The sequence below is a fragment of the Flagellimonas sp. genome (genome assembly GCF_965233845.1).
GTDB lineage: Bacteria > Bacteroidota > Bacteroidia > Flavobacteriales > Flavobacteriaceae > Flagellimonas.
On record NZ_OZ247584.1, the window covers coordinates 3,009,273 to 3,027,951 of the forward strand.

General features: G+C 41.9%; 31 protein-coding genes. 1 reads left to right on the top strand and 30 read right to left on the bottom strand.

The annotated features are described in order from the left end of the window. Positions 1–3: 3 nt before the first annotated feature. A complete protein-coding gene (locus ACO6S0_RS13405; RefSeq protein ID WP_422348867.1) occupies positions 4–471 on the top strand; it encodes a hypothetical protein in 468 nt (155 codons plus the stop codon). Positions 472–519: 48 nt separating this feature from the next. Here ACO6S0_RS13405 and ACO6S0_RS13410 read toward each other — a convergent pair whose 3' ends face one another. The 30 genes from ACO6S0_RS13410 to rplW all read right to left on the bottom strand — a co-directional run bounded on the left by ACO6S0_RS13410 (position 520) and on the right by rplW (position 18,674). Next, positions 520–1,803, bottom strand: coding sequence for a citrate synthase (locus ACO6S0_RS13410; RefSeq protein ID WP_422348868.1), 1,284 nt, complete (start codon positions 1,801–1,803; stop codon positions 520–522). Positions 1,804–1,926: 123 nt separating this feature from the next. After that, positions 1,927–3,471, bottom strand: coding sequence for a glycogen synthase (locus ACO6S0_RS13415; protein WP_422348869.1), 1,545 nt, complete (start codon positions 3,469–3,471; stop codon positions 1,927–1,929). 114 nt (positions 3,472–3,585) lie between these two features. Beyond that, entirely contained in the window at positions 3,586–4,878 is a 1,293-nt protein-coding gene (eno, locus tag ACO6S0_RS13420; RefSeq protein ID WP_422348870.1) for a phosphopyruvate hydratase, read from the bottom strand. Between the two features lie 116 nt (positions 4,879–4,994). Next, the gene (carA, locus tag ACO6S0_RS13425) at positions 4,995–6,107 is read right to left on the bottom strand and encodes a glutamine-hydrolyzing carbamoyl-phosphate synthase small subunit (protein WP_422348871.1); all 1,113 of its coding nucleotides are present in this window, start codon (positions 6,105–6,107) and stop codon (positions 4,995–4,997) included. 97 nt (positions 6,108–6,204) lie between these two features. Next, entirely contained in the window at positions 6,205–6,708 is a 504-nt protein-coding gene (rplQ, locus tag ACO6S0_RS13430; protein ID WP_422348872.1) for a 50S ribosomal protein L17, read from the bottom strand. Positions 6,709–6,771: 63 nt separating this feature from the next. After that, on the bottom strand, positions 6,772–7,764 hold the full coding sequence (locus tag ACO6S0_RS13435; protein WP_097047045.1) for a DNA-directed RNA polymerase subunit alpha: 993 nt from the start codon (positions 7,762–7,764) through the stop codon (positions 6,772–6,774). Between the two features lie 18 nt (positions 7,765–7,782). Beyond that, positions 7,783–8,388 carry a 30S ribosomal protein S4 gene (gene rpsD, locus ACO6S0_RS13440; protein WP_420400678.1) on the bottom strand — a complete coding sequence of 202 codons (606 nt, stop codon included), beginning with the start codon at positions 8,386–8,388 and terminating at the stop codon, positions 7,783–7,785. 97 nt (positions 8,389–8,485) lie between these two features. Then, positions 8,486–8,878, bottom strand: a complete 393-nt coding sequence (rpsK, locus tag ACO6S0_RS13445; protein WP_298791405.1) for a 30S ribosomal protein S11 — start codon at positions 8,876–8,878, stop codon at positions 8,486–8,488. Positions 8,879–8,986: 108 nt separating this feature from the next. After that, positions 8,987–9,361 (bottom strand): 30S ribosomal protein S13, encoded by a 375-nt coding sequence (gene rpsM / locus ACO6S0_RS13450; protein ID WP_420400680.1) that lies wholly within the window; start codon positions 9,359–9,361, stop codon positions 8,987–8,989. A 2-nt stretch (positions 9,362–9,363) separates the two neighbouring features. Continuing rightward, positions 9,364–9,480 carry a type B 50S ribosomal protein L36 gene (gene ykgO / locus ACO6S0_RS13455; RefSeq protein ID WP_013621733.1) on the bottom strand — a complete coding sequence of 39 codons (117 nt, stop codon included), beginning with the start codon at positions 9,478–9,480 and terminating at the stop codon, positions 9,364–9,366. Positions 9,481–9,484: 4 nt separating this feature from the next. After that, the gene (gene infA / locus ACO6S0_RS13460) at positions 9,485–9,700 is read right to left on the bottom strand and encodes a translation initiation factor IF-1 (RefSeq protein WP_014031991.1); all 216 of its coding nucleotides are present in this window, start codon (positions 9,698–9,700) and stop codon (positions 9,485–9,487) included. Between the two features lie 74 nt (positions 9,701–9,774). Further along, on the bottom strand, positions 9,775–11,121 hold the full coding sequence (gene secY / locus ACO6S0_RS13465; protein ID WP_420400681.1) for a preprotein translocase subunit SecY: 1,347 nt from the start codon (positions 11,119–11,121) through the stop codon (positions 9,775–9,777). 11 nt (positions 11,122–11,132) lie between these two features. Then, the gene (gene rplO, locus ACO6S0_RS13470; protein WP_138835161.1) at positions 11,133–11,585 is read right to left on the bottom strand and encodes a 50S ribosomal protein L15; all 453 of its coding nucleotides are present in this window, start codon (positions 11,583–11,585) and stop codon (positions 11,133–11,135) included. Positions 11,586–11,598: 13 nt separating this feature from the next. Beyond that, positions 11,599–11,778 (bottom strand): 50S ribosomal protein L30, encoded by a 180-nt coding sequence (rpmD, locus tag ACO6S0_RS13475; protein WP_055397075.1) that lies wholly within the window; start codon positions 11,776–11,778, stop codon positions 11,599–11,601. Positions 11,779–11,794: 16 nt separating this feature from the next. Next, positions 11,795–12,319 (bottom strand): 30S ribosomal protein S5, encoded by a 525-nt coding sequence (rpsE, locus tag ACO6S0_RS13480; protein ID WP_420400682.1) that lies wholly within the window; start codon positions 12,317–12,319, stop codon positions 11,795–11,797. A 7-nt stretch (positions 12,320–12,326) separates the two neighbouring features. Then, positions 12,327–12,680 (bottom strand): 50S ribosomal protein L18, encoded by a 354-nt coding sequence (gene rplR / locus ACO6S0_RS13485; protein ID WP_422348873.1) that lies wholly within the window; start codon positions 12,678–12,680, stop codon positions 12,327–12,329. 11 nt (positions 12,681–12,691) lie between these two features. Continuing rightward, positions 12,692–13,234: a 50S ribosomal protein L6 gene (gene rplF, locus ACO6S0_RS13490; RefSeq protein ID WP_420400684.1), complete on the bottom strand. Its 543-nt coding sequence runs from the start codon at positions 13,232–13,234 to the stop codon at positions 12,692–12,694. 19 nt (positions 13,235–13,253) lie between these two features. Further along, positions 13,254–13,652, bottom strand: a complete 399-nt coding sequence (gene rpsH, locus ACO6S0_RS13495) for a 30S ribosomal protein S8 (RefSeq protein ID WP_420400685.1) — start codon at positions 13,650–13,652, stop codon at positions 13,254–13,256. Positions 13,653–13,669: 17 nt separating this feature from the next. After that, the gene (rpsN, locus tag ACO6S0_RS13500) at positions 13,670–13,939 is read right to left on the bottom strand and encodes a 30S ribosomal protein S14 (protein ID WP_116218582.1); all 270 of its coding nucleotides are present in this window, start codon (positions 13,937–13,939) and stop codon (positions 13,670–13,672) included. A 1-nt stretch (position 13,940) separates the two neighbouring features. Then, complete coding sequence (gene rplE, locus ACO6S0_RS13505) at positions 13,941–14,492, bottom strand: 50S ribosomal protein L5 (protein WP_422348874.1); 552 nt, start codon at positions 14,490–14,492, stop codon at positions 13,941–13,943. A 2-nt stretch (positions 14,493–14,494) separates the two neighbouring features. Next, complete coding sequence (rplX, locus tag ACO6S0_RS13510) at positions 14,495–14,806, bottom strand: 50S ribosomal protein L24 (RefSeq protein WP_420400686.1); 312 nt, start codon at positions 14,804–14,806, stop codon at positions 14,495–14,497. 17 nt (positions 14,807–14,823) lie between these two features. Continuing rightward, positions 14,824–15,192 carry a 50S ribosomal protein L14 gene (gene rplN / locus ACO6S0_RS13515; protein ID WP_073181004.1) on the bottom strand — a complete coding sequence of 123 codons (369 nt, stop codon included), beginning with the start codon at positions 15,190–15,192 and terminating at the stop codon, positions 14,824–14,826. Between the two features lie 2 nt (positions 15,193–15,194). Continuing rightward, positions 15,195–15,455: a 30S ribosomal protein S17 gene (gene rpsQ, locus ACO6S0_RS13520; protein ID WP_073181006.1), complete on the bottom strand. Its 261-nt coding sequence runs from the start codon at positions 15,453–15,455 to the stop codon at positions 15,195–15,197. Between the two features lie 13 nt (positions 15,456–15,468). Continuing rightward, entirely contained in the window at positions 15,469–15,660 is a 192-nt protein-coding gene (rpmC, locus tag ACO6S0_RS13525; RefSeq protein WP_138835174.1) for a 50S ribosomal protein L29, read from the bottom strand. 19 nt (positions 15,661–15,679) lie between these two features. Further along, on the bottom strand, positions 15,680–16,099 hold the full coding sequence (gene rplP / locus ACO6S0_RS13530; RefSeq protein ID WP_073181010.1) for a 50S ribosomal protein L16: 420 nt from the start codon (positions 16,097–16,099) through the stop codon (positions 15,680–15,682). Between the two features lie 20 nt (positions 16,100–16,119). Beyond that, on the bottom strand, positions 16,120–16,836 hold the full coding sequence (rpsC, locus tag ACO6S0_RS13535) for a 30S ribosomal protein S3 (RefSeq protein WP_420400687.1): 717 nt from the start codon (positions 16,834–16,836) through the stop codon (positions 16,120–16,122). Between the two features lie 8 nt (positions 16,837–16,844). Continuing rightward, entirely contained in the window at positions 16,845–17,252 is a 408-nt protein-coding gene (gene rplV / locus ACO6S0_RS13540; protein WP_420400688.1) for a 50S ribosomal protein L22, read from the bottom strand. Positions 17,253–17,259: 7 nt separating this feature from the next. After that, positions 17,260–17,538 carry a 30S ribosomal protein S19 gene (gene rpsS, locus ACO6S0_RS13545; protein ID WP_116182579.1) on the bottom strand — a complete coding sequence of 93 codons (279 nt, stop codon included), beginning with the start codon at positions 17,536–17,538 and terminating at the stop codon, positions 17,260–17,262. 11 nt (positions 17,539–17,549) lie between these two features. Further along, a complete protein-coding gene (gene rplB, locus ACO6S0_RS13550; RefSeq protein ID WP_422348875.1) occupies positions 17,550–18,374 on the bottom strand; it encodes a 50S ribosomal protein L2 in 825 nt (274 codons plus the stop codon). Positions 18,375–18,383: 9 nt separating this feature from the next. Beyond that, on the bottom strand, positions 18,384–18,674 hold the full coding sequence (gene rplW / locus ACO6S0_RS13555) for a 50S ribosomal protein L23 (RefSeq protein WP_138835180.1): 291 nt from the start codon (positions 18,672–18,674) through the stop codon (positions 18,384–18,386). Positions 18,675–18,679: the final 5 nt, after the last annotated feature.

Sequence of the window (18,679 nt, forward strand, 5' to 3'; positions counted from 1 at the left end):
TGGATGAAAAAGATTGTTCTATTCATCGGTTTTATAGTAGCGGTGAGCCTTGGTTTGGCCTCCTTAAGCATTTTCCCTGAAAAAGTTTCCCTCCCAATTACTTTTGGGGGTCCGGCTCCCAATGCCCCTGACCAATCCACCAAATATTCCGATTGTATTGATTCACTGGATCTGTCCAAGCATTTAACAAAGCAGCCTCAATCCAATTTGGAAGGTTCTTTGACATTTGGAGAGATGGACAGTTCCTTGAAAAAGTACAGGCAATCCATGGATTCCGTTGTAAACAATCTTACCGCTTTGGAAGCCCACCAATTCTTGCATGCTGCATACAATAAATATAGGAACACCCTGCAATCCGATTCCCTATCTGAAGCGAAGACCTATTATCTTTTAGGAGCTATGCGAATTTGTTACCAACTGGACAAATCCTTAAATCTTACATCAGACACTCCAGAGAAAAATGCCAAATGAAAAGGCGACCCCAAAGCCGCCTCTCCATCTTTTGATATGTACACTATATTATCTTTTGTCCACAGAAACAAAGGATCTGTGGTTTTCGCCAATGTAAACCTGTCTAGGACGTCCTATGGGCTCTCCACGTAAACGCATTTCCCTCCATTGGGCAATCCATCCTGGCAACCTTCCCAAAGCAAACATTACCGTAAACATTTCTGTTGGAATTCCCAGGGCCCTATAGATTATCCCTGAGTAAAAGTCCACGTTGGGATACAACTTGCGTTTTACAAAGTATTCATCTTCCAAAGCTTCCTTTTCCAAGCCTTTGGCTATATCCAAAATAGGATCATCGATACCCAAATTTCCCAAAACCTCATCTGCAGCCTTTTTGATGATTCTGGCCCTTGGGTCAAAGTTCTTATACACTCTATGACCGAAGCCCATCAAACGGAAAGGGTCATTTTTATCCTTGGCTTTGGCCATATATTTTTTGGTGTCTCCACCATCTTCTTGAATGGCTTCCAACATTTCCAATACAGCTTGGTTGGCACCTCCGTGCAAGGGACCCCAAAGGGCAGAAATTCCCGCAGATAGGGATGCAAACAATCCAGCGTGCGAAGAACCGACTATCCGAACTGTGGAAGTGGAACAGTTTTGCTCATGATCTGCGTGCAATATGAGTAGCTTATCCAAAGCATCAATGGCAATACCATCCCTTTTATATTCCTGACTGGGTTTCTTGAACATCATTTTATGGATGTTCTCCACATATCCTAAGCTATCATCCCCATAATCCAGAGGCAGTCCTTTTTTCTTTCGCTGAGTCCAAGCTACCAAAACCGGGAATTTGGCCAATATACGTACAATGGAACGGTACATTGCTTTTTCTGAGGAAACATCAACCGATGTGGGATTGAATGCTACCAGGGCACTGGTCAATGAAGACAGTACGCCCATAGGGTGTGCAGATTTTGGAAAAGCATCCAAAATCTTTTTCATTTCCTCGTCCACATGGGACTCCTCCTTAATATCGTTATGGAATGTCTCCAGTTGTTCCTTATTGGGAAGTTCTCCAAAAATCAAAAGGTAGGCCACTTCCAAAAAATCAGCTTTTTCGGCCAAATCTTCGATAGAATATCCTCGATAACGCAGAATTCCCTTTTCCCCATCCAAAAAGGTAATGGCACTTTCACAGGAACCGGTATTCTTGTACCCCGGGTCCAAAGTTACTATCCCGCTAGTGCCACGGAGGGTTTTGATATCAATAGCGTGCTCATTTTCAGAGCCTTTGATAACTGGAAATTCGTATTTCTCACCTGCATATTCGAGTATTGCTTTGTCCGACATTTTAACTGATAAAGGATTAATAAAACAGAAGGTGAAAATTACGAAAAAGCGCAGCCATTAACAATTTCTGGGCACCCTTTCTAGGCCAGCAAAAACACAAATAAATGTTAAGTTTCAAACAGCCTATTCCGTATCCAACTGATAGAGGTCTTTGTAGTACTTGTCAACCGATTTTTCCCAAGTAAACCTCATTTTTTTGGCGGCAGTCTGCATTTTTTTCCAAGCCGGTTTATCATTTTGGAACATATCCAACGCCTGATCAAAACCATCCAACATGCTCTTTATCTTTTCGTCATACGTATCACCGTCAAAGGCAAAGCCCGTTTTCATGTGTTTAACCGTATCCTTAAGTCCACCAGTGTGGTGCACCAAACAGGGATTTCCATTTCGCATGGCCAACATCTGGCTAATACCACAAGGCTCAAATAGGCTCGGCATAAAATAGAGGTCGGATTCCAGGTAAATCGAGTCTATCAGACTTTCGGATTGCCCATTGGTAAAAACGAAGTTTTTATGTTCATAGCTCAATTGCCTGAACAATTCTTCATATTCTGGAGCCCCAGTACCCAACAGCATAAAAATCCCATCCACCTTTTCCAGTTTCTTTAAAATCTCCACAAATGCCTCCGGAGACCGTCTAAAAAAGTAGAATTTCTGTTCTGTAAGTCTAGCCACACTGGAAGCAATGAACTTGGGTCGATTATCCACATATTCCATGATCTTCTCCCCGGTATGGGCCAAAAAGTCCGCTTTGTACTTCTTGGATTCTTCTTGCAACCATCGGAACAGGGCCTTGACGGTATTACGGTAAATAAACCCTTTTTCCTCTATATTGATGTTCTTGTAATTACACCCGTTCAAAATCCCGAACAATCTTCCTTCCTCATCGGCAGTACGTAAATCCTGCTCCAGACTTTCTCCACCAATAAACTCTGGGGGCGAGCTTGGCTTCATTACGTCTTCCTTATAGGACGGGGATACGGTATGCACGGCATCTGCAAATCGGATTCCAACAGCCATAAGGTTGATGCAATCCTGGTAGCGATAGTCCATCAAGGTCCTATGGTCAAAAACCACATCGGGAAACCAATTTCTAACTGAAGAATAGTTGTCGTCAAAAGGACGGATTCCTTGTATGGCCAAATTATGGATGCTATATACAAAACGGATATCCTTTAGGTTGGTATACTCTTGATGATATGCCCTTAAAAATAGGAGCAGACTGGCATGCCAATCGTGTAAATGAACAATATCGATGTCCCCAAATGCTCCTTTTTTAACTGCCTCGGCCACAGCAGTGTTAAAGATGAAATATTTAATGGCATCTGTATAAAAGGGCTCTTCCGGGTCATTGTGATAAATGTGCGCTATATCCCCAGCTTCAATTTCTGGATGGTGCAGCACATAGTGAACAATATTGGGAAATTCTTTTTTGGGTTTCACCTCATACAGTTCAGCGGTATACGAGAGTCCCCGAAGACTAAAATTGAGATGGGTCTTAAAAAGTCCTTCCTTATGCAATCTGCTGTAGGAGGGAACAATCACATGAACTTTGTCCCCATGTTCCGAAATCTGTCTGGGAACATCCCTAACCACATCTCCCATTCCACCCGCTTTGCAATTGGCCAGTGCATCGTTTTCAGCTGCGACAAAAAGAAAGTTCTTCATTTAGGTAAGTTTGCTTGGTTTATTGAATTAAGTTAGCCAAAGTTCTTTTTTGAAACAAAAAAAAGCCTTTCACATTTCGGAAAGGCCTTTTCATTGCTATTAAATCATCAACAATTAATTTACTTTGAATGCTTTTTCCTGCGGATAGTAGGCCGTACTTCCCAATTCTTCCTCAATTCTCAATAATTGATTGTACTTGGCCATTCTATCACTACGTGAAGCGGAACCTGTTTTAATCTGACCTGTGTTCAATGCCACGGCCAAATCAGCGATGGTATTGTCCTCTGTCTCTCCAGAACGGTGGGACATTACGGAGGTGTAACCGGCATTTTTAGCCATATTTACTGCTGCAATAGTCTCCGTTAGGGTACCAATTTGGTTTACCTTGATCAATATGGAGTTGGCAATGCCATTTTCAATTCCACGGGAAAGTCGTTCTACATTGGTAACGAACAAATCGTCACCCACCAATTGTACTTTGTCCCCAACTTTTTCTGTCAACACTTTCCAACCGTCCCAATCGTTCTCATCCATTCCATCTTCAATGGATATGATGGGATATTTTTCGCAAAGATCAGCCAAATACTGAGCTTGCTCTTCAGAAGTCCTAACCACTCCTTTATCGCCTTCAAACTTGGTATAATCATATTTCCCGTCCACATAGAACTCGGCAGAAGCGCAATCCAACGCAATCATGATCTCATCCCCTAGTTTGTATCCCGCTTTGTCCACTGCTTTTGCGATGGTATCCAAGGCATCTTCCGTACCACCTTCCAAGGTTGGTGCAAATCCACCTTCATCTCCTACCGCTGTGCTCAAACCTCTATCGTGAAGTACTTTTTTAAGATTGTGAAAAATTTCAGTTCCCATTTGCATGGCATGGCTAAAATCTTTGGCCTTTACCGGCATTACCATAAACTCTTGGAATGCGATTGGCGCATCTGAGTGGGAACCCCCGTTGATGATATTCATCATGGGAACCGGAAGGGTGTTGGCACTTACGCCACCCACGTAGCGGTACAAAGGCAATCCCAATTCGTTGGCTGCTGCTTTGGCTACCGCCAAGGAAACACCCAAGATGGCATTCGCGCCCAACTTTGATTTGTTTGGCGTTCCATCCAAGGCAATCATGGCATCATCGATTTGATTTTGCTCAAATACCGAAGTACCTACCAATTCCTCTGCGATAATGGTATTTACATTGTTCACGGCCTGACCTACACCTTTGCCCATAAAAGAACTTCCACCATCCCTAAGTTCAACGGCTTCATGCTCTCCTGTAGAAGCGCCGGATGGTACGGCAGCTCTTCCCAAAATGCCATTTTCGGTAATCACATCTACCTCTACGGTAGGATTACCTCTTGAGTCTAAAATCTGTCTTGCATGAATGTTGATAATAATGCTCATGTGAACTTAAATTTATGGTTGAAATTAATTCGGCAAAGATACAAAAGGAGTGCAGTTCTGCTTCATGATAAGGCTCATAAAACACTGATAATAACCTAAAAATAAACTACAACGTTTTAGTTGCGTCCAGTTTCTATGGCCTCAAAAAATTGGTCAAACAGATAATCTGCATCATGGGGTCCAGGACTTGCTTCTGGGTGGTACTGTACAGAAAACACATCCTTATCCTTCATCTTGATTCCTGCTACAGTATTATCATTCAAATGCATATGGGTTATCTCCAAATCGGCATGGGCCTCTGTTTCTTCCCTATTGATGGCAAAACCATGGTTCTGGGAGGTGATTTCCCCTTTTCCTGTGACCAAATTGAGAATAGGGTGGTTGATACCCCTGTGCCCGTTGTGCATTTTATAGGTTGATACCCCATTGGCCAAGGCCAGTACTTGGTGCCCTAGGCAGATTCCAAACAAAGGCTTGTTGGACTTTATCATCTCCTTGGCTGTAGCAATTGCATCTGTTAATGGCTCAGGGTCTCCAGGTCCGTTTGAGATAAAGTACCCATCCGGGTTCCAAGCTTCCAAATCTTTAAAAGGCGTATTGTACGGAAATACCTTGATATAGGCTCCCCTTTTCGCCAAGTTTCTTAGAATGTTCTTCTTGATCCCAATATCCAGGGCAGAAATTTTGATTTTGGCGTCTTCCTCGCCAAAGTAATAAGGTTCCTTGGCGGAAACTTTGGAAGCCAATTCCAATCCTTCCATGCTCGGTACCTTTTTCAGCTCTTCCTTTAGTGTATCCAACTCATCCACCCGTGTTGAGATCAAAGCGTTCATGGCTCCATTATCCCGAATATAGCTCACCAAAGCTCTAGTATCCACATCGGAAATGGCAAATAGATTGTTTTTATCCAAAAACTCCAGAAGGCTCATATCCGCATCGGGTCTTGAATATTCATAACTGAAATTCTTGACAATCAATCCAGCAATTTTAATGGAATCGGATTCCACTTCATCCAAATTGGCTCCGTAGTTGCCAATATGCGCATTGGTGGCCACCATCAGTTGCCCGTAGTAAGAGGGGTCTGTAAAAATTTCCTGGTAACCGGTCATTCCCGTATTAAAGCATACTTCCCCAACAGCAGTCCCTTCTTTGTTTCCAATGGCCTTTCCATAAAAAACGGTGCCGTCTGCCAACAACACCAGTGCCTTTTTCTTAGCGTGATACTTCATTGTGGTTTTAAAATTTCAGTTTGACAAAAAAACATAAAAAAAGGATAAGTTTTCACTTATCCTTTTTCCACTAATACAATAGTTAATAACATTCTTCTTATTCTTCTGAATCGTCCGTTGTTTTCGTTTCTGCTACTGGAGCAGCAACTTCAGCTTTTTTACCTCCACCCCTTCTACTTCTTCTTGTAGATTTCTTGGCTGGTTTTCCGGCGTTGTACAATTCATTGAAATCCACCAACTCGATCATGGCCATATCGGCATTATCCCCAAGTCGGTTTCCTAATTTGATAATTCGGGTGTATCCACCTGGTCTGTCACCAACTTTTTCTGCAACCGCTCCAAATAGTTCGGTAACTGCATACTTGTTTCTAAGGCTAGCGAAAACAACCCTTCTGTTGTGCGTACCTTTTTCGGTAGTTTGGTTGTTCTCTGTTTTGGCCTTGGTGATCAATGGCTCAACAAACTGCTTAAGCGCTTTGGCTTTGGCAACAGTGGTGTTGATTCTCTTATGCTCTATTAGGGAACTTGCCATATTGGCCAACATTGCCTTTCTGTGGGCAGCTGTTCTCCCTAGGTGGTTAAATTTCTTTCCGTGTCTCATCTTTCTGTTTTATCATCTTGCTACCAAATCCCGATTGCAATCGGGAGAGCAAAATATGATTACTTAATCTTTGTCCAATTTATATTTTGACAAATCCATTCCAAACTGGAGTCCTTTGTTGATTACCAACTCTTCCAATTCAGTCAAGGATTTTTTACCAAAGTTCCTGAACTTCATCAAATCGTTTTTGTTGAAGGAAACCAAATCTCCCAAAGTATCCACTTCGGCAGCTTTCAGACAGTTCAATGCCCTTACGGACAAATCCATGTCTACCAATTTGGTCTTCAACAACTGACGCATGTGCAATGATTCCTCATCGTAAGTCTCTGTTTGGGCAATTTCATCAGCCTCTAGGGTGATACGCTCATCAGAGAACAACATGAAGTGGTGAATCAAAACTTTGGCAGCTTCAGTCAATGCATCTTTTGGGTGGATGGAACCATCAGTGATGATTTCAAAAACCAATTTTTCGTAATCGGTCTTTTGCTCTACCCTAAAGTTTTCGATGCTGTATTTTACGTTTTTAACAGGAGTGTAAACAGAATCAACCGCAATGCTTCCCAAGGGGGCATTGGATTTCTTGTTTTCCTCAGCAGGAACGTATCCACGACCTTTTTCGATAATAACCTCAAGGTTAATACTTACTTTGGGATCCATGTTACAGATGACCAAATCAGGATTCAATACTTGGTATCCTGAAATGAACTTCTGGAAATCTCCAGCGGTCAATTGCTCTTTTCCACTTACGGAAACAGAAACAGTTTCACTTTCAACATCATCAATCTGTCTTTTGAAACGAACCTGTTTTAGGTTCAAGATCATTTCCGTAACGTCTTCAACAACGCCTGGGATAACAGAAAACTCATGTTCAACTCCATCAATACGCACGGAAGTGATCGCAAAACCTTCCAAAGAGGAAAGTAGAACTCTTCTCAGCGCATTTCCAACTGTTAATCCATAACCAGGTTCCAAAGGGCGAAATTCAAATTTCCCTTCGAAATCTGTTGAATCGATCATTATAACTTTATCGGGCTTCTGAAAATTAAGTAATGCCATATTGGATTAATGTTGATTTTATTTAGAGTATAACTCGACTATTAGTTGTTCCTTGATATTCTCAGGAATCTGAAGTCTTTCAGGAATGGCCACGTAGGTTCCTTCCTTTGTTTCAGAATTCCAGGTAATCCACTCATAAACACTGCTATTGGCAGCCAAGGAATCTTGAATGGACTGTACGGATTTAGATTTTTCACGAACACCAACTACATCCCCTGCCTTAAGGCTATAGGAAGGAATATTCACTATCTCACCGTTCACGGTAATGTGTCTGTGGGAAACCAACTGTCTGGCACCTCGTCTTGATGGGGCAATTCCCATTCTGTAGACTACGTTGTCCAAACGGGACTCGCACAATTGAAGCAATACCTCACCGGTTACTCCCTTGCTTCTGTTGGCCTTGTCAAATAGGTTTCTAAATTGTCTTTCCAAAATACCGTAGGTATACTTGGCTTTTTGCTTCTCCATTAACTGGATAGCGTATTCTGATTTTTTACCACGGCGTCTGTTGTTACCGTGCTGTCCTGGAGGATAACTTTTTTTCTCGAAGGCTTTATCGTCTCCGAAAATCGCTTCTCCAAATTTTCTAGCGATCTTTGATTTTGGTCCTGTGTATCTTGCCATCTTCTAATTTTTTGAACGTGCGATTATGAATTAAGGCTTATCCTTCGATAATCTCCATGCACCTTCGTGAAGACCCTAACGGGCCGATTATGATTAATTAAACTCTTCTTCTTTTTGGAGGTCTACAACCGTTGTGCGGAAGTGGGGTAACATCAATGATTTCCGTAACCTCGATACCGGAATTATGGATGGAACGAATTGCAGATTCCCTACCATTTCCAGGTCCTTTTACGTAAACCTTCACTTTTCTCAATCCCGCCTCATGTGCAACTTTGGCACAATCTTCTGCGGCTACCTGGGCAGCGTAGGGAGTGTTCTTTTTAGAACCTCTAAATCCTAGCTTACCAGCCGAAGACCAAGAAATTACATCACCCTTTTTATTGGTCAAGGAAATGATGATATTATTAAAGGAAGCAGTAACGTGGGCCTCTCCAACGGACTCTACCACTACTTTGCGCTTCTTTGTTGTTTTTGTACTTGCTTTTGCCATATTTTTTAGTTTCTAGTGTTAGTTCTTAGTTATTGGAATCCTAGACTTTTACATTTCAAACAGATTCTTCTAACGTCTAAATACTAACTAATGACTTCTATCTAATTATTATTTGGTCGCCTTTTTCTTGTTGGCAACTGTCTTTCTCTTTCCTTTTCTAGTCCTAGAGTTGTTTTTGGTACGTTGACCTCTAAGCGGTAATCCGGATCTATGACGAATCCCACGGTAACAACCGATGTCCATCAATCGCTTGATGTTCAATTGGGTTTCGGAACGAAGTTCACCTTCAATAGTGTATGAGGAAACAGCTTCCCTGATTCTACCGATTTCATCATCGTTCCAATCGGAAACTTTAGTATCCTCGCTCACTTTGGCCTTCTCCAAAATTTCTTGGGCCCTACTTTTACCAATTCCGTAAATGTAGGTAAGTGAAATTACTCCGCGTTTTTGTTTGGGTATATCAACCCCTGCAATTCTTGCCATAATTACCCTTGTCTTTGTTTAAATCTAGGATTCTTTTTGTTGATTACGTATAATCTGCCTTTTCTGCGAACAATCTTGCATTCGGCACTTCTCTTCTTTATTGATGCTCTTACTTTCATCGTATTAGTATCTATAAGTAATTCTTGCTTTTGTTAAATCGTATGGGCTCATTTCAAGCTTTACCTTGTCCCCTGGAAGTAATTTGATGTAATGCATGCGCATTTTTCCAGAGATGTGTGCTGTTACAACATGACCGTTCTCCAATTCAACTCTAAACATTGCGTTTGACAATGCTTCGATTATGGTTCCGTCTTGTTCTATTGCAGGCTGCTTTGCCATTCTTTAGTCTTTAGTTTTTAGTCTTTAGTTGATAGTGTTCGACTAACGTCCATCAACCAAAGTCTATCGTCTAATTATGCTACTTTTCTATTCTTTCCGGTTTTCATTAAACCGTCATAATGTCTGTTCAACAAATAAGAATTTACTTGTTGTACTGTATCGATGGCCACACCTACCATAATCAATAGGGAGGTACCACCATAAAACAATGCCCATCCAGCCTGAACGTCCATCAACTTCACCACTACTGCGGGCAATACTGCCAACAGGGCCAAGAAAACAGAACCAGGCAAAGTGATCAAGGACATGATCTTGTCCAAGAAATCACCTGTTTCCTTTCCAGGTCTAATCCCTGGAATGAATCCACCACTTCTTTTTAGATCATCCGCCATTTTGTTCGTGGGAACTGTAATGGCTGTATAGAAGTAGGTGAATATGATAATCAATATGCCGAACAGAATGTTATAGGCCAATCCGAATATATCGGCAAACTGAACCTCCATCCACTGTCCTACTGCTGTATCGTTAAAGGTCTTTCCAATCAAACTTGGCGCAAACATAATCGCTTGGGCGAAGATAATGGGCATAACCCCGGAAGCATTCAACTTTAATGGGATATATTGTCTAGATCCCATGATGTTCTTCTCATATCCGCCAGAAGCTGTTCTTCTTGCATATTGAACCGGTATCTGACGTACGGCCATCACCAACAATACACTGGCCAAGATCACTAAGAACCAAATGATTACCTCAATCAAGATAAACATGATTCCACCGGTGTTGTTTGTAGTTCTTGAGATAAATTCCTGAACAAAGGATTGTGGCATCGTGGCAATAATCCCGATCATGATCAATAGGGAAATACCGTTACCGATACCTTTATCCGTTATCTTCTCTCCCAACCACATGGCAAACACACAGCCAGTAACCAGGATAATCACGGCTGGAATCATAAAATCCAATCCTTTCCCGATCACAAAAGCGGACGCAGGAACACCAAAACCAGCTTCAAGGCTGTATAAATAAGCAGGTGCCTGGACGATACAAATACCGATAGTCAACCAACGTGTTATCTGGTTGATGGTCTTTCTTCCACTTTCACCTTCTTTCTGCAGTTTTTGCAAATAAGGAATGGCAATCCCCATCAACTGCACCACAATGGATGCAGAAATGTAGGGCATGATTCCCAGAGCAAACACAGATGCGTTGGCAAAAGCACCTCCTGTAAAAGCATTCAATAATCCTAGTAATCCCCCATCAGTCCCATCGGCCAAAGCTCCCAATTGGGAAGTATCAATACCTGGAAGAACAATTTGTGCACCAAAACGGTACACCAAAAGCAAGCCAAGGGTAACAATAATCCGTTGCCTTAGCTCTTCAATCTTCCAAATATTTGATATGGTCTCTATAAATTTCTTCATGCTTCTTATTCTTATAAACTTATTGCCTCACCTCCAGCAGCTTCGATAGCAGCTTTAGCGGAAGCACTAAATTTATGTACAGATATTTTAAGGGCAGCTTTCAATTCGCCGTCTCCCAAAATCTTTACCAAGTCGTTTTTATGTGCCAATCTGTTTTCCACAAGGGTTTCCAAGGTCACTTCTTTCTTTACAACACCATTGTCCACCAATTCTTGCAATTTGCTCAAATTAATGCCCTGGTATTCCTTTCTATTGATATTCTTAAAACCAAATTTGGGAACACGACGTTGCAAAGGCATTTGTCCACCTTCAAAACCAATCTTCTTGGAATATCCAGATCTTGACTTGGCTCCTTTGTGACCACGGGTAGAAGTACCTCCTTTACCGGAACCTTCTCCACGACCTACACGTTTTCCCGCTTTCTGTACAGCACCTTCTGCTGGCTTAAGATTATGTAACTCCATGTGCCTTTATATTTTAAGCTTCCTCAGTGGAAACCAAGTGTTTTACCTTATTAATCATTCCAAGGATATTAGGTGTTGCATCGTGTTCAACAACATGCCCTATCTTGCGCAAACCAAGAGCTTCCAGAGTCCTCTTCTGGTTCTGGGTTCTTTTGATGGCGCTTTTTACCTGCTTTACTTTAATCTTTGACATAATAATATCCTCTTATTTATCCCTTAAAGACTTTTTCTAAAGAAATTCCTCTTTGGTTGGCAACAGTTTGCGCTCCCCTTAGTTGCAACAGGGCATCAAAAGTTGCCTTTACAACGTTGTGTGGGTTGGAAGAACCTTGTGATTTTGACAATACATCGTGTACACCAACAGCTTCCAATACCGCTCTTACAGCTCCACCGGCAATTACCCCGGTACCATGTGATGCTGGCTGAATATAAACACGCGCACCTCCATACTTACCTTTTTGCTCATGAGGAAGGGTTCCCTTGTTCAAAGGAATGCGAACCAAATTCTTCTTGGCGTCCTCGATAGCTTTGGCAATGGCCGTTGCTACTTCCTTGGATTTACCCAAACCATGTCCTACTACACCATTCTCATCACCAACAACTACAATTGCTGAAAAACCGAATGCTCTACCACCTTTGGTAACTTTGGTAACCCTTTGGACTCCAACCAAACGATCTTTCAACTCCAGTCCACCTGGCTTAACTATTTCTACGTTTTTGTATTTCTGGTACATAGTTTTATTAGAATTTAAGTCCTGCTTCCCTAGCTCCTTCAGCCAATGATTTAACTCTTCCGTGATATAGGTTTCCACCTCTATCAAAAGCTACGGCCTCAACACCAAGCTTCTTTGCTTTCTCCGCAATGGTCTTTCCTACCAAAGCAGCAACTTCAGTTTTGGTCCCCTTGGCATCAAGGTCTTTATCTCTTGAAGACGCAGCAGCCAATGTAACACCTTTGTTATCGTCAATCAATTGAGCGTAGATCTCCTTGTTGCTTCTAAAAACAGAGAGTCTTGGTCTTGCTTCAGTACCGGAAGAAATCTTTCTGATTCTTCTTCTGATGCGTAATCTTCTTTCAGTCTTGGATAATCCCATAGTCTTACTTATTATGCTGATTTACCTGCTTTTCTTCTTAATTGTTCACCAACAAACTTGATTCCTTTTCCTTTGTAAGGCTCTGGCTTACGGAAAGCGCGAATCTTGGCAGCAACCTGTCCTACCAACTGCTTGTCGTGAGATGTTAACTTAACGATAGGATTTTTACCCTTTTCGGAAATAGTCTCGATTTTGACTTCGGGAGCAATATCCAATACAATGTTATGGGAAAAACCTAACGCCAAATCCAATTTTTGTCCTTGGTTACTGGCTCTGTATCCAACCCCTACCAATTCCAATTCCTTGGTCCATCCTTTGGAAACTCCATCGACCATGTTGGCAATCAAGGCACGATATAGTCCGTGTTTTGCTTTGTGCTCTTTGGAATCAGACGGTCTTTCTAGCTGAACATTTCCTTCCTCAACCTTTACTGCAATTCCCGAAATCTCTTGGGAAAGTTCTCCCAACTTACCTTTTACGGTAACCACATTGTCGTTTACCTCAACGGTGACTCCTTCTGGGATTGCAACTGGATTGTTACCTATTCTAGACATTTTTCTTTTCTTTTCTCAATTAATAAACGTAGCACAATACTTCGCCACCTACGTTTTCTTGCTTGGCCTGCTTGCTGGTCATTACCCCATGGGAGGTTGACACGATAGCAATTCCCAAACCGTTAAGAACCCTTGGAAGCTCTTCTGAACCTGCATACTTACGAAGTCCAGGCTTGCTCACCCTTTGTAATTTCTTAATCACAGGCTCTTTGGTAAACTTATCGTACTTCAAGGCAATTTTGATATTACCCTGCGTATCGTTTTCCTCAAATTTGTAGCTCAAGATGTAACCTTGGTCAAACAAAATTTTGGTCATTTGTTTTTTTAGATTGGATGCTGGAACATCTACCACCCTATGACCTGCCCTACTGGCATTTCTAATTCTGGTCAAATAATCTGAAATTGGATCTGTAAGCATTTCTCTTCTTTATCTGTTTACCAACTTGCCTTTTTAACTCCTGGAATCAAGCCCTGATTGGCCATTTCCCTGAATGTAACCCTGGAAATACCAAATGTTCTCATATATCCTCTTGGTCTACCGGTCAATTTGCAACGGTTGCGCATACGTACCGGAGATGCATTTTTGGGAAGCTTTTGCAAGGCTTCGTAATCACCAGCTTCTTTTAAAGCTTTTCTCTTTTCTGCATACTTTGCAACCATTTTTGCCCTTTTTCTTTCACGGGCTTTCATTGATTCCTTAGCCATACTAGTTCTTTTTAAAGGGTACTCCCAATTGGGTTAACAATGATTTTGCTTCTTTATCTGTTTCCGCAGAAGTAACGAAAGTGATATCCATTCCGTTTATTCTGTTGATTTTGTCGATATTGATCTCCGGAAAAATAATCTGCTCGGTCACACCCAAGTTATAATTTCCCCTACCATCAAATCCAGTAGCCTTCACTCCTTGGAAATCACGTACCCTAGGAAGAGCAGATGTAATCAATCGGTCCAAAAACTCATACATGCGCTCACCTCTTAGGGTAACTTTGGCACCTATGGGCATTCCTTTTCTCAACTTGAAGGATGCAACGTCCTTTTTGGAAATGGTTGCTACCGCCTTCTGACCTGTGATATTGGTCAACTCATCAACGGCATGGTCAATCAGCTTTTTGTCAGAAACAGCAGCTCCAACCCCACGGCTAACCACAATCTTCTCCAATTTTGGAACCTGCATTACGTTTTTGTAACCAAATTCTTCGGACAACGCCTTAATCACGCGCTCTCTATATTCTTGCTTTAATCTTGGAATGTAACTCATAACTAAATTACTTCATTGGATTTCTTGGCAAACCTAACTTTCTTCCCATCTCTTTCTTCGTACCCAACGCGAGTGGCTTCACCAGATTTTGGGTCGATCAATGAAAGGTTTGAGATATGGATAGGCGCTTCCTTTTTTACAATTCCTCCCTGAGGATTCTTTGCACTAGGTTTTTCGTGCTTGGAAACGGTATTGACTCCTTCCACGATAGCCTTGTTCTTTTCACGGTCTACCTGAAGCACTTTTCCTTCGGTGCCTTTGTGGTCTCCTGTAATGACCCTAACGGTATCCCCTGTTTTTATTTTCAACTTCATCTTAACTGATATTTCTGTTAAAGCACCTCTGGAGCTAGTGAAACAATCTTCATGAACTGCTTGTCCCTAAGCTCTCTGGCCACTGGACCAAAAACCCTGGTTCCACGCATTTCACCTGTTGGGTTCAACAAAACGCAAGCGTTATCATCAAATCGGATGTAGGAACCATCTGGTCTTCTTACTTCCTTTTTTGTTCGTACCACAACTGCAGTAGAAACAGAACCCTTTTTTACTGTTCCGTTGGGAGTAGCTTCCTTTACGGTAACCACAATCTTATCTCCCAAAGAAGCATATCTTCTCTTAGTACCTCCAAGTACGCGGATGGTCAAAACTTCCTTTGCACCAGTATTGTCCGCAACCTTTAATCTTGATTCTTGCTGTAACATAATTATTTAGCTCTTTCAAGGATTTCAACCAATCTCCAACATTTCGTCTTGCTCAATGGTCGGGTTTCCATTATTTTAACGGTATCGCCTTCGTTGCAGTCATTCTTTTCATCATGGGCCACATACTTCTTGGTCTTAAGAACGAACTTACCGTACATAGGGTGCTTTACTCGTTTTACCTCAGAAACTACAATGGACTTCTCCATTTTGCTGCTGGTAACAACGCCTATTCTTTCTTTTCTTAAATTTCTTTTATCTTCCATAAGGCAAAACCAATTATTGTACTTCCCTTTTAGTTAATTCTGTTGCAAGTCTCGCTACCGTCCTTCTAGTCTGTCTGATCTGTAAAGGATTTTCCAAAGGAGTAACCGAATGTGCGATTTTTAAATCAGCGTGTTGCTTTTTAAAATCAGCCAGCTTTTCCTTTAGCTCTTCAATTGAAAGTTCTTTTATTTCTGATTGTTTCATCTTTCTTCCCAATTAAAAATTAAGCGGAATAATCCCTAGCTACAATAAACTTTGTTTTTACCGGTAACTTTTGGGCTGCAAGACGCAATGCCTCCTTGGCAACGTCCATAGGAACACCAGCTACCTCAAACATGATTCTTCCAGGCTTAACAACGGCCACCCAATATTCTGGAGCACCCTTACCTTTACCCATACGTACCTCAAGAGGTTTTTTGGTGATGGGCTTGTCCGGGAAAATTTTGATCCAGAGCTGACCTTGTCTTTTCATATACCTTGTCGCAGCAATACGCGCAGCCTCGATCTGACGGGAAGTAATGAAATGGGAATCCAAGGATTTGATACCAAACATTCCATTGGAAAGTTGGTGCCCTCTTTGGGAATTTCCTTTCATACGCCCCTTCTGGGCTTTACGAAATTTTGTTCTTTTTGGCTGTAACATTTTACCTTTACTTTATCTTATTACTTTCTACGACGTTGTGGCTTCTTACCATCTCGTTTGTCGCCTTTTCCTTGACTTTTGGACAATCCTACGAGCGGGGAAAGTTCTCTTTTTCCATAAACCTCACCCTTCATGATCCAAACTTTGATACCCAATCTTCCGTAAGTGGTGTGTGCTTCATGTAAAGCATAGTCCACATCTGCACGGAAAGTGGATAATGGAATTCTTCCTTCCTTGTAAGATTCTGAACGTGCCATCTCAGCTCCGTTCAAACGTCCCGAAATCTGAATCTTGATACCCTCTGCATTCATACGGATTGCAGCTGCAATCGCCATTTTGATGGCTCTTCGGTATGAAATTCTGCTTTCAATTTGTCTTGCAACACTTGCTGCAACCAAATTGGCATCCAATTCAGGTCTCTTTATTTCATGGATATTGATCTGAACCTCTTTGTTGGTGATCTTCTTAAGCTCTTCCTTAAGCTTATCCACCTCTTGCCCACCTTTACCAATGATGATACCAGGTCTTGCCGTAGTAATGGTGATGGTGATCAATTTTAAGGTTCTTTCAATAATTACCCTAGACACACTGGCCTTGGCCAAACGCGCATGGATATATTTTCTAATCTTATCATCCTCAGCCAGCTTATCGCCGTAATCATTACCGCCGTACCAGTTAGATTCCCATCCTCTGATAATTCCTAAGCGATTTCCTATCGGATTGGTCTTTTGTCCCATTTTATACTCTAGCTTTGAACGTTGTTATTGGCTTCCAAGATCATGGTAACATGGTTGGAACGCTTTCTAATTCTATGTGCTCTACCTTGTGGGGCAGGACGTAGTCTTTTCAACATTGTACCACCGTCCACACGGATCTCTTTGATAATCAGGTCTGCATCCTCTATGTTGGCCTCCTCATTTTTAGCTTCCCAGTTGGCAATTGCAGAAAGCAATAGTTTCTCCAATTTTCTGGAAGCCTCTTTGGGGTTGAACCTCAAGATGGCCAATGCCATTTCTACCTGCTTTCCTCTAACCAAGTCCGCAACCAAGCGCATTTTTCTCGGCGAAGTTGGGCAGTTGTTCAACTTGGCAATAGCAAGTTGCTTCTTCTCTTCCTTTAACCTTTCGGCCATTTGTCTTTTACGAACTCCCATAGCTTACTTACTTTTTACCTTTGTTTTTAGCTCCTGCATGACCTCTAAAAGATCGTGTAGGTGAAAATTCTCCAAGTTTGTGACCTACCATGTTCTCGGTTACATACACAGGAACAAATTGTCTCCCGTTGTGCACTGCGATGGTCTGTCCTACGAAATCCGGAGTTATCATTGAGGCTCTTGACCATGTTTTGATAACCGTTTTCTTACCTGAATCTATATTGGCTTGAACTTTCTTTTCCAAGCTGTGATGAACGTAAGGTCCTTTTTTTAATGAACGTGCCATTTACTTTTCTTTTATTTCTTTCTACGTTCTATGATATATCTATTGGTGTCCTTGGTCTTGGAACGTGTCCTGAAGCCTTTGGCCGGGATACCGTTCTTAGATCTTGGGTGACCTCCGGAAGCCCTTCCTTCACCACCACCCATTGGGTGATCAACAGGGTTCATGGCTACTGGTCTAGTTCTTGGTCTTCTACCCAACCATCTGCTTCTACCTGCTTTACCAGATACCAACAATTGGTGGTCAGAGTTGGAAACCGCACCGATGGTAGCCAAACAATTGGCCAAGATCATACGAGTTTCCCCTGAAGGCAATTTAATGGTAACGAACTTACCGTCCTTTGCCATTAACTGGGCAAAAGTACCAGCACTACGCGCCATTACAGCACCTTGACCTGGTCTAAGCTCTATACAGGAAATGATGGTACCCAATGGAATTTCACTTAAAGGAAGTGCATTTCCAATTTCTGGGGCCGCCTTGGAACCGGAAGAAATCTTCTGTCCTACCTGCATTCCGTTTTGGGCAACTACATATCTCTTTTCGCCATCCTTATATTCAACCAAGGCGATAAATGCAGTTCTGTTGGGATCGTACTGGATAGACACAATGGTTGCATCAACTCCTTGCTTATCTCTTTTGAAATCGATAATACGATACCTTCTTTTATGACCCCCACCTCTGTGGCGCATGGTCATTTTTCCTTGACTGTTCCTACCACCCGACTTTTTTAACGGAGCAAGCAAGCTTTTCTCCGGCTTATCAGTAGTAATCGCGTCAAATCCGTTTACTACTCTAAAACGCTGTCCGGGGGTTATCGGTTTTAATTTTCTAACTGACATTTCTCGTCTTTATAGATTACTGTAAAAATCAATAATATCACCCTCCGCCACATCAACAATTGCCTTCTTCAAAGCATTTGTCTTTCCGTGCTGGATTCCTGTTTTTGTATAACGACTCTTACGGTTTGGACCATAGTTCATGGTTCTTACCTTTTCCACAGAAACACCATAAGCAGCCTCAACCGCCTCCTTGATCTGAAGCTTGTTGGCTGTTGGGTCAACGTAGAAACCATAACGATTGAAAAGCTCGCTATCCGCGGTCATTTTTTCCGTAATGATTGGTTTTATCAACACACTCATGATAT

Bases quoted from the DNA above. Each gene is read 5' to 3' on its own strand.
- carA (WP_422348871.1), bottom strand. From the start codon at position 6,107: ATGAAGTATCACGCTAAGAAAAAGGCACTGGTGTTGTTGGCAGACGGC.
- rplP (WP_073181010.1), bottom strand. From the start codon at position 16,099: ATGTTACAGCCAAAAAGAACAAAATTTCGTAAAGCCCAGAAGGGGCGT.
- rpsQ (WP_073181006.1), bottom strand. From the start codon at position 15,455: ATGGAAGATAAAAGAAATTTAAGAAAAGAAAGAATAGGCGTTGTTACC.
- rplF (WP_420400684.1), bottom strand. From the start codon at position 13,234: ATGTCTAGAATAGGTAACAATCCAGTTGCAATCCCAGAAGGAGTCACC.
- rplN (WP_073181004.1), bottom strand. From the start codon at position 15,192: ATGTTACAGCAAGAATCAAGATTAAAGGTTGCGGACAATACTGGTGCA.
- rpsK (WP_298791405.1), bottom strand. From the start codon at position 8,878: ATGGCAAAAGCAAGTACAAAAACAACAAAGAAGCGCAAAGTAGTGGTA.
- rpsE (WP_420400682.1), bottom strand. From the start codon at position 12,319: ATGTACCAGAAATACAAAAACGTAGAAATAGTTAAGCCAGGTGGACTG.
- rplQ (WP_422348872.1), bottom strand. From the start codon at position 6,708: ATGAGACACGGAAAGAAATTTAACCACCTAGGGAGAACAGCTGCCCAC.
- ACO6S0_RS13410 (WP_422348868.1), bottom strand. From the start codon at position 1,803: ATGTCGGACAAAGCAATACTCGAATATGCAGGTGAGAAATACGAATTT.
- ACO6S0_RS13415 (WP_422348869.1), bottom strand. From the start codon at position 3,471: ATGAAGAACTTTCTTTTTGTCGCAGCTGAAAACGATGCACTGGCCAAT.
- rpmD (WP_055397075.1), bottom strand. From the start codon at position 11,778: ATGTCAAAGATTAAAGTAAAGCAGGTAAAAAGCGCCATCAAAAGAACC.
- ACO6S0_RS13435 (WP_097047045.1), bottom strand. From the start codon at position 7,764: ATGGCATTACTTAATTTTCAGAAGCCCGATAAAGTTATAATGATCGAT.
- secY (WP_420400681.1), bottom strand. From the start codon at position 11,121: ATGAAGAAATTTATAGAGACCATATCAAATATTTGGAAGATTGAAGAG.
- rplE (WP_422348874.1), bottom strand. From the start codon at position 14,492: ATGAGTTACATTCCAAGATTAAAGCAAGAATATAGAGAGCGCGTGATT.
- ACO6S0_RS13405 (WP_422348867.1), top strand. From the start codon at position 4: ATGAAAAAGATTGTTCTATTCATCGGTTTTATAGTAGCGGTGAGCCTT.
- rplO (WP_138835161.1), bottom strand. From the start codon at position 11,585: ATGGAGTTACATAATCTTAAGCCAGCAGAAGGTGCTGTACAGAAAGCG.
- rpsM (WP_420400680.1), bottom strand. From the start codon at position 9,361: ATGGCAAGAATTGCAGGGGTTGATATACCCAAACAAAAACGCGGAGTA.
- rplX (WP_420400686.1), bottom strand. From the start codon at position 14,806: ATGAAGTTGAAAATAAAAACAGGGGATACCGTTAGGGTCATTACAGGA.
- rpsD (WP_420400678.1), bottom strand. From the start codon at position 8,388: ATGGCAAGATACACAGGACCAAAATCAAAGATCGCTAGAAAATTTGGA.
- rpsS (WP_116182579.1), bottom strand. From the start codon at position 17,538: ATGGCACGTTCATTAAAAAAAGGACCTTACGTTCATCACAGCTTGGAA.
- rplR (WP_422348873.1), bottom strand. From the start codon at position 12,680: ATGGGATTATCCAAGACTGAAAGAAGATTACGCATCAGAAGAAGAATC.
- rplW (WP_138835180.1), bottom strand. From the start codon at position 18,674: ATGAGTGTGTTGATAAAACCAATCATTACGGAAAAAATGACCGCGGAT.
- rplV (WP_420400688.1), bottom strand. From the start codon at position 17,252: ATGGGAGTTCGTAAAAGACAAATGGCCGAAAGGTTAAAGGAAGAGAAG.
- ykgO (WP_013621733.1), bottom strand. From the start codon at position 9,480: ATGAAAGTAAGAGCATCAATAAAGAAGAGAAGTGCCGAATGCAAGATT.
- rpmC (WP_138835174.1), bottom strand. From the start codon at position 15,660: ATGAAACAATCAGAAATAAAAGAACTTTCAATTGAAGAGCTAAAGGAA.
- rplB (WP_422348875.1), bottom strand. From the start codon at position 18,374: ATGTCAGTTAGAAAATTAAAACCGATAACCCCCGGACAGCGTTTTAGA.
- eno (WP_422348870.1), bottom strand. From the start codon at position 4,878: ATGAGCATTATTATCAACATTCATGCAAGACAGATTTTAGACTCAAGA.
- rpsC (WP_420400687.1), bottom strand. From the start codon at position 16,836: ATGGGACAAAAGACCAATCCGATAGGAAATCGCTTAGGAATTATCAGA.
- rpsH (WP_420400685.1), bottom strand. From the start codon at position 13,652: ATGCTTACAGATCCAATTTCAGATTATTTGACCAGAATTAGAAATGCC.
- rpsN (WP_116218582.1), bottom strand. From the start codon at position 13,939: ATGGCTAAGGAATCAATGAAAGCCCGTGAAAGAAAAAGGGCAAAAATG.
- infA (WP_014031991.1), bottom strand. From the start codon at position 9,700: ATGGCAAAGCAGCCTGCAATAGAACAAGACGGAACCATAATCGAAGCA.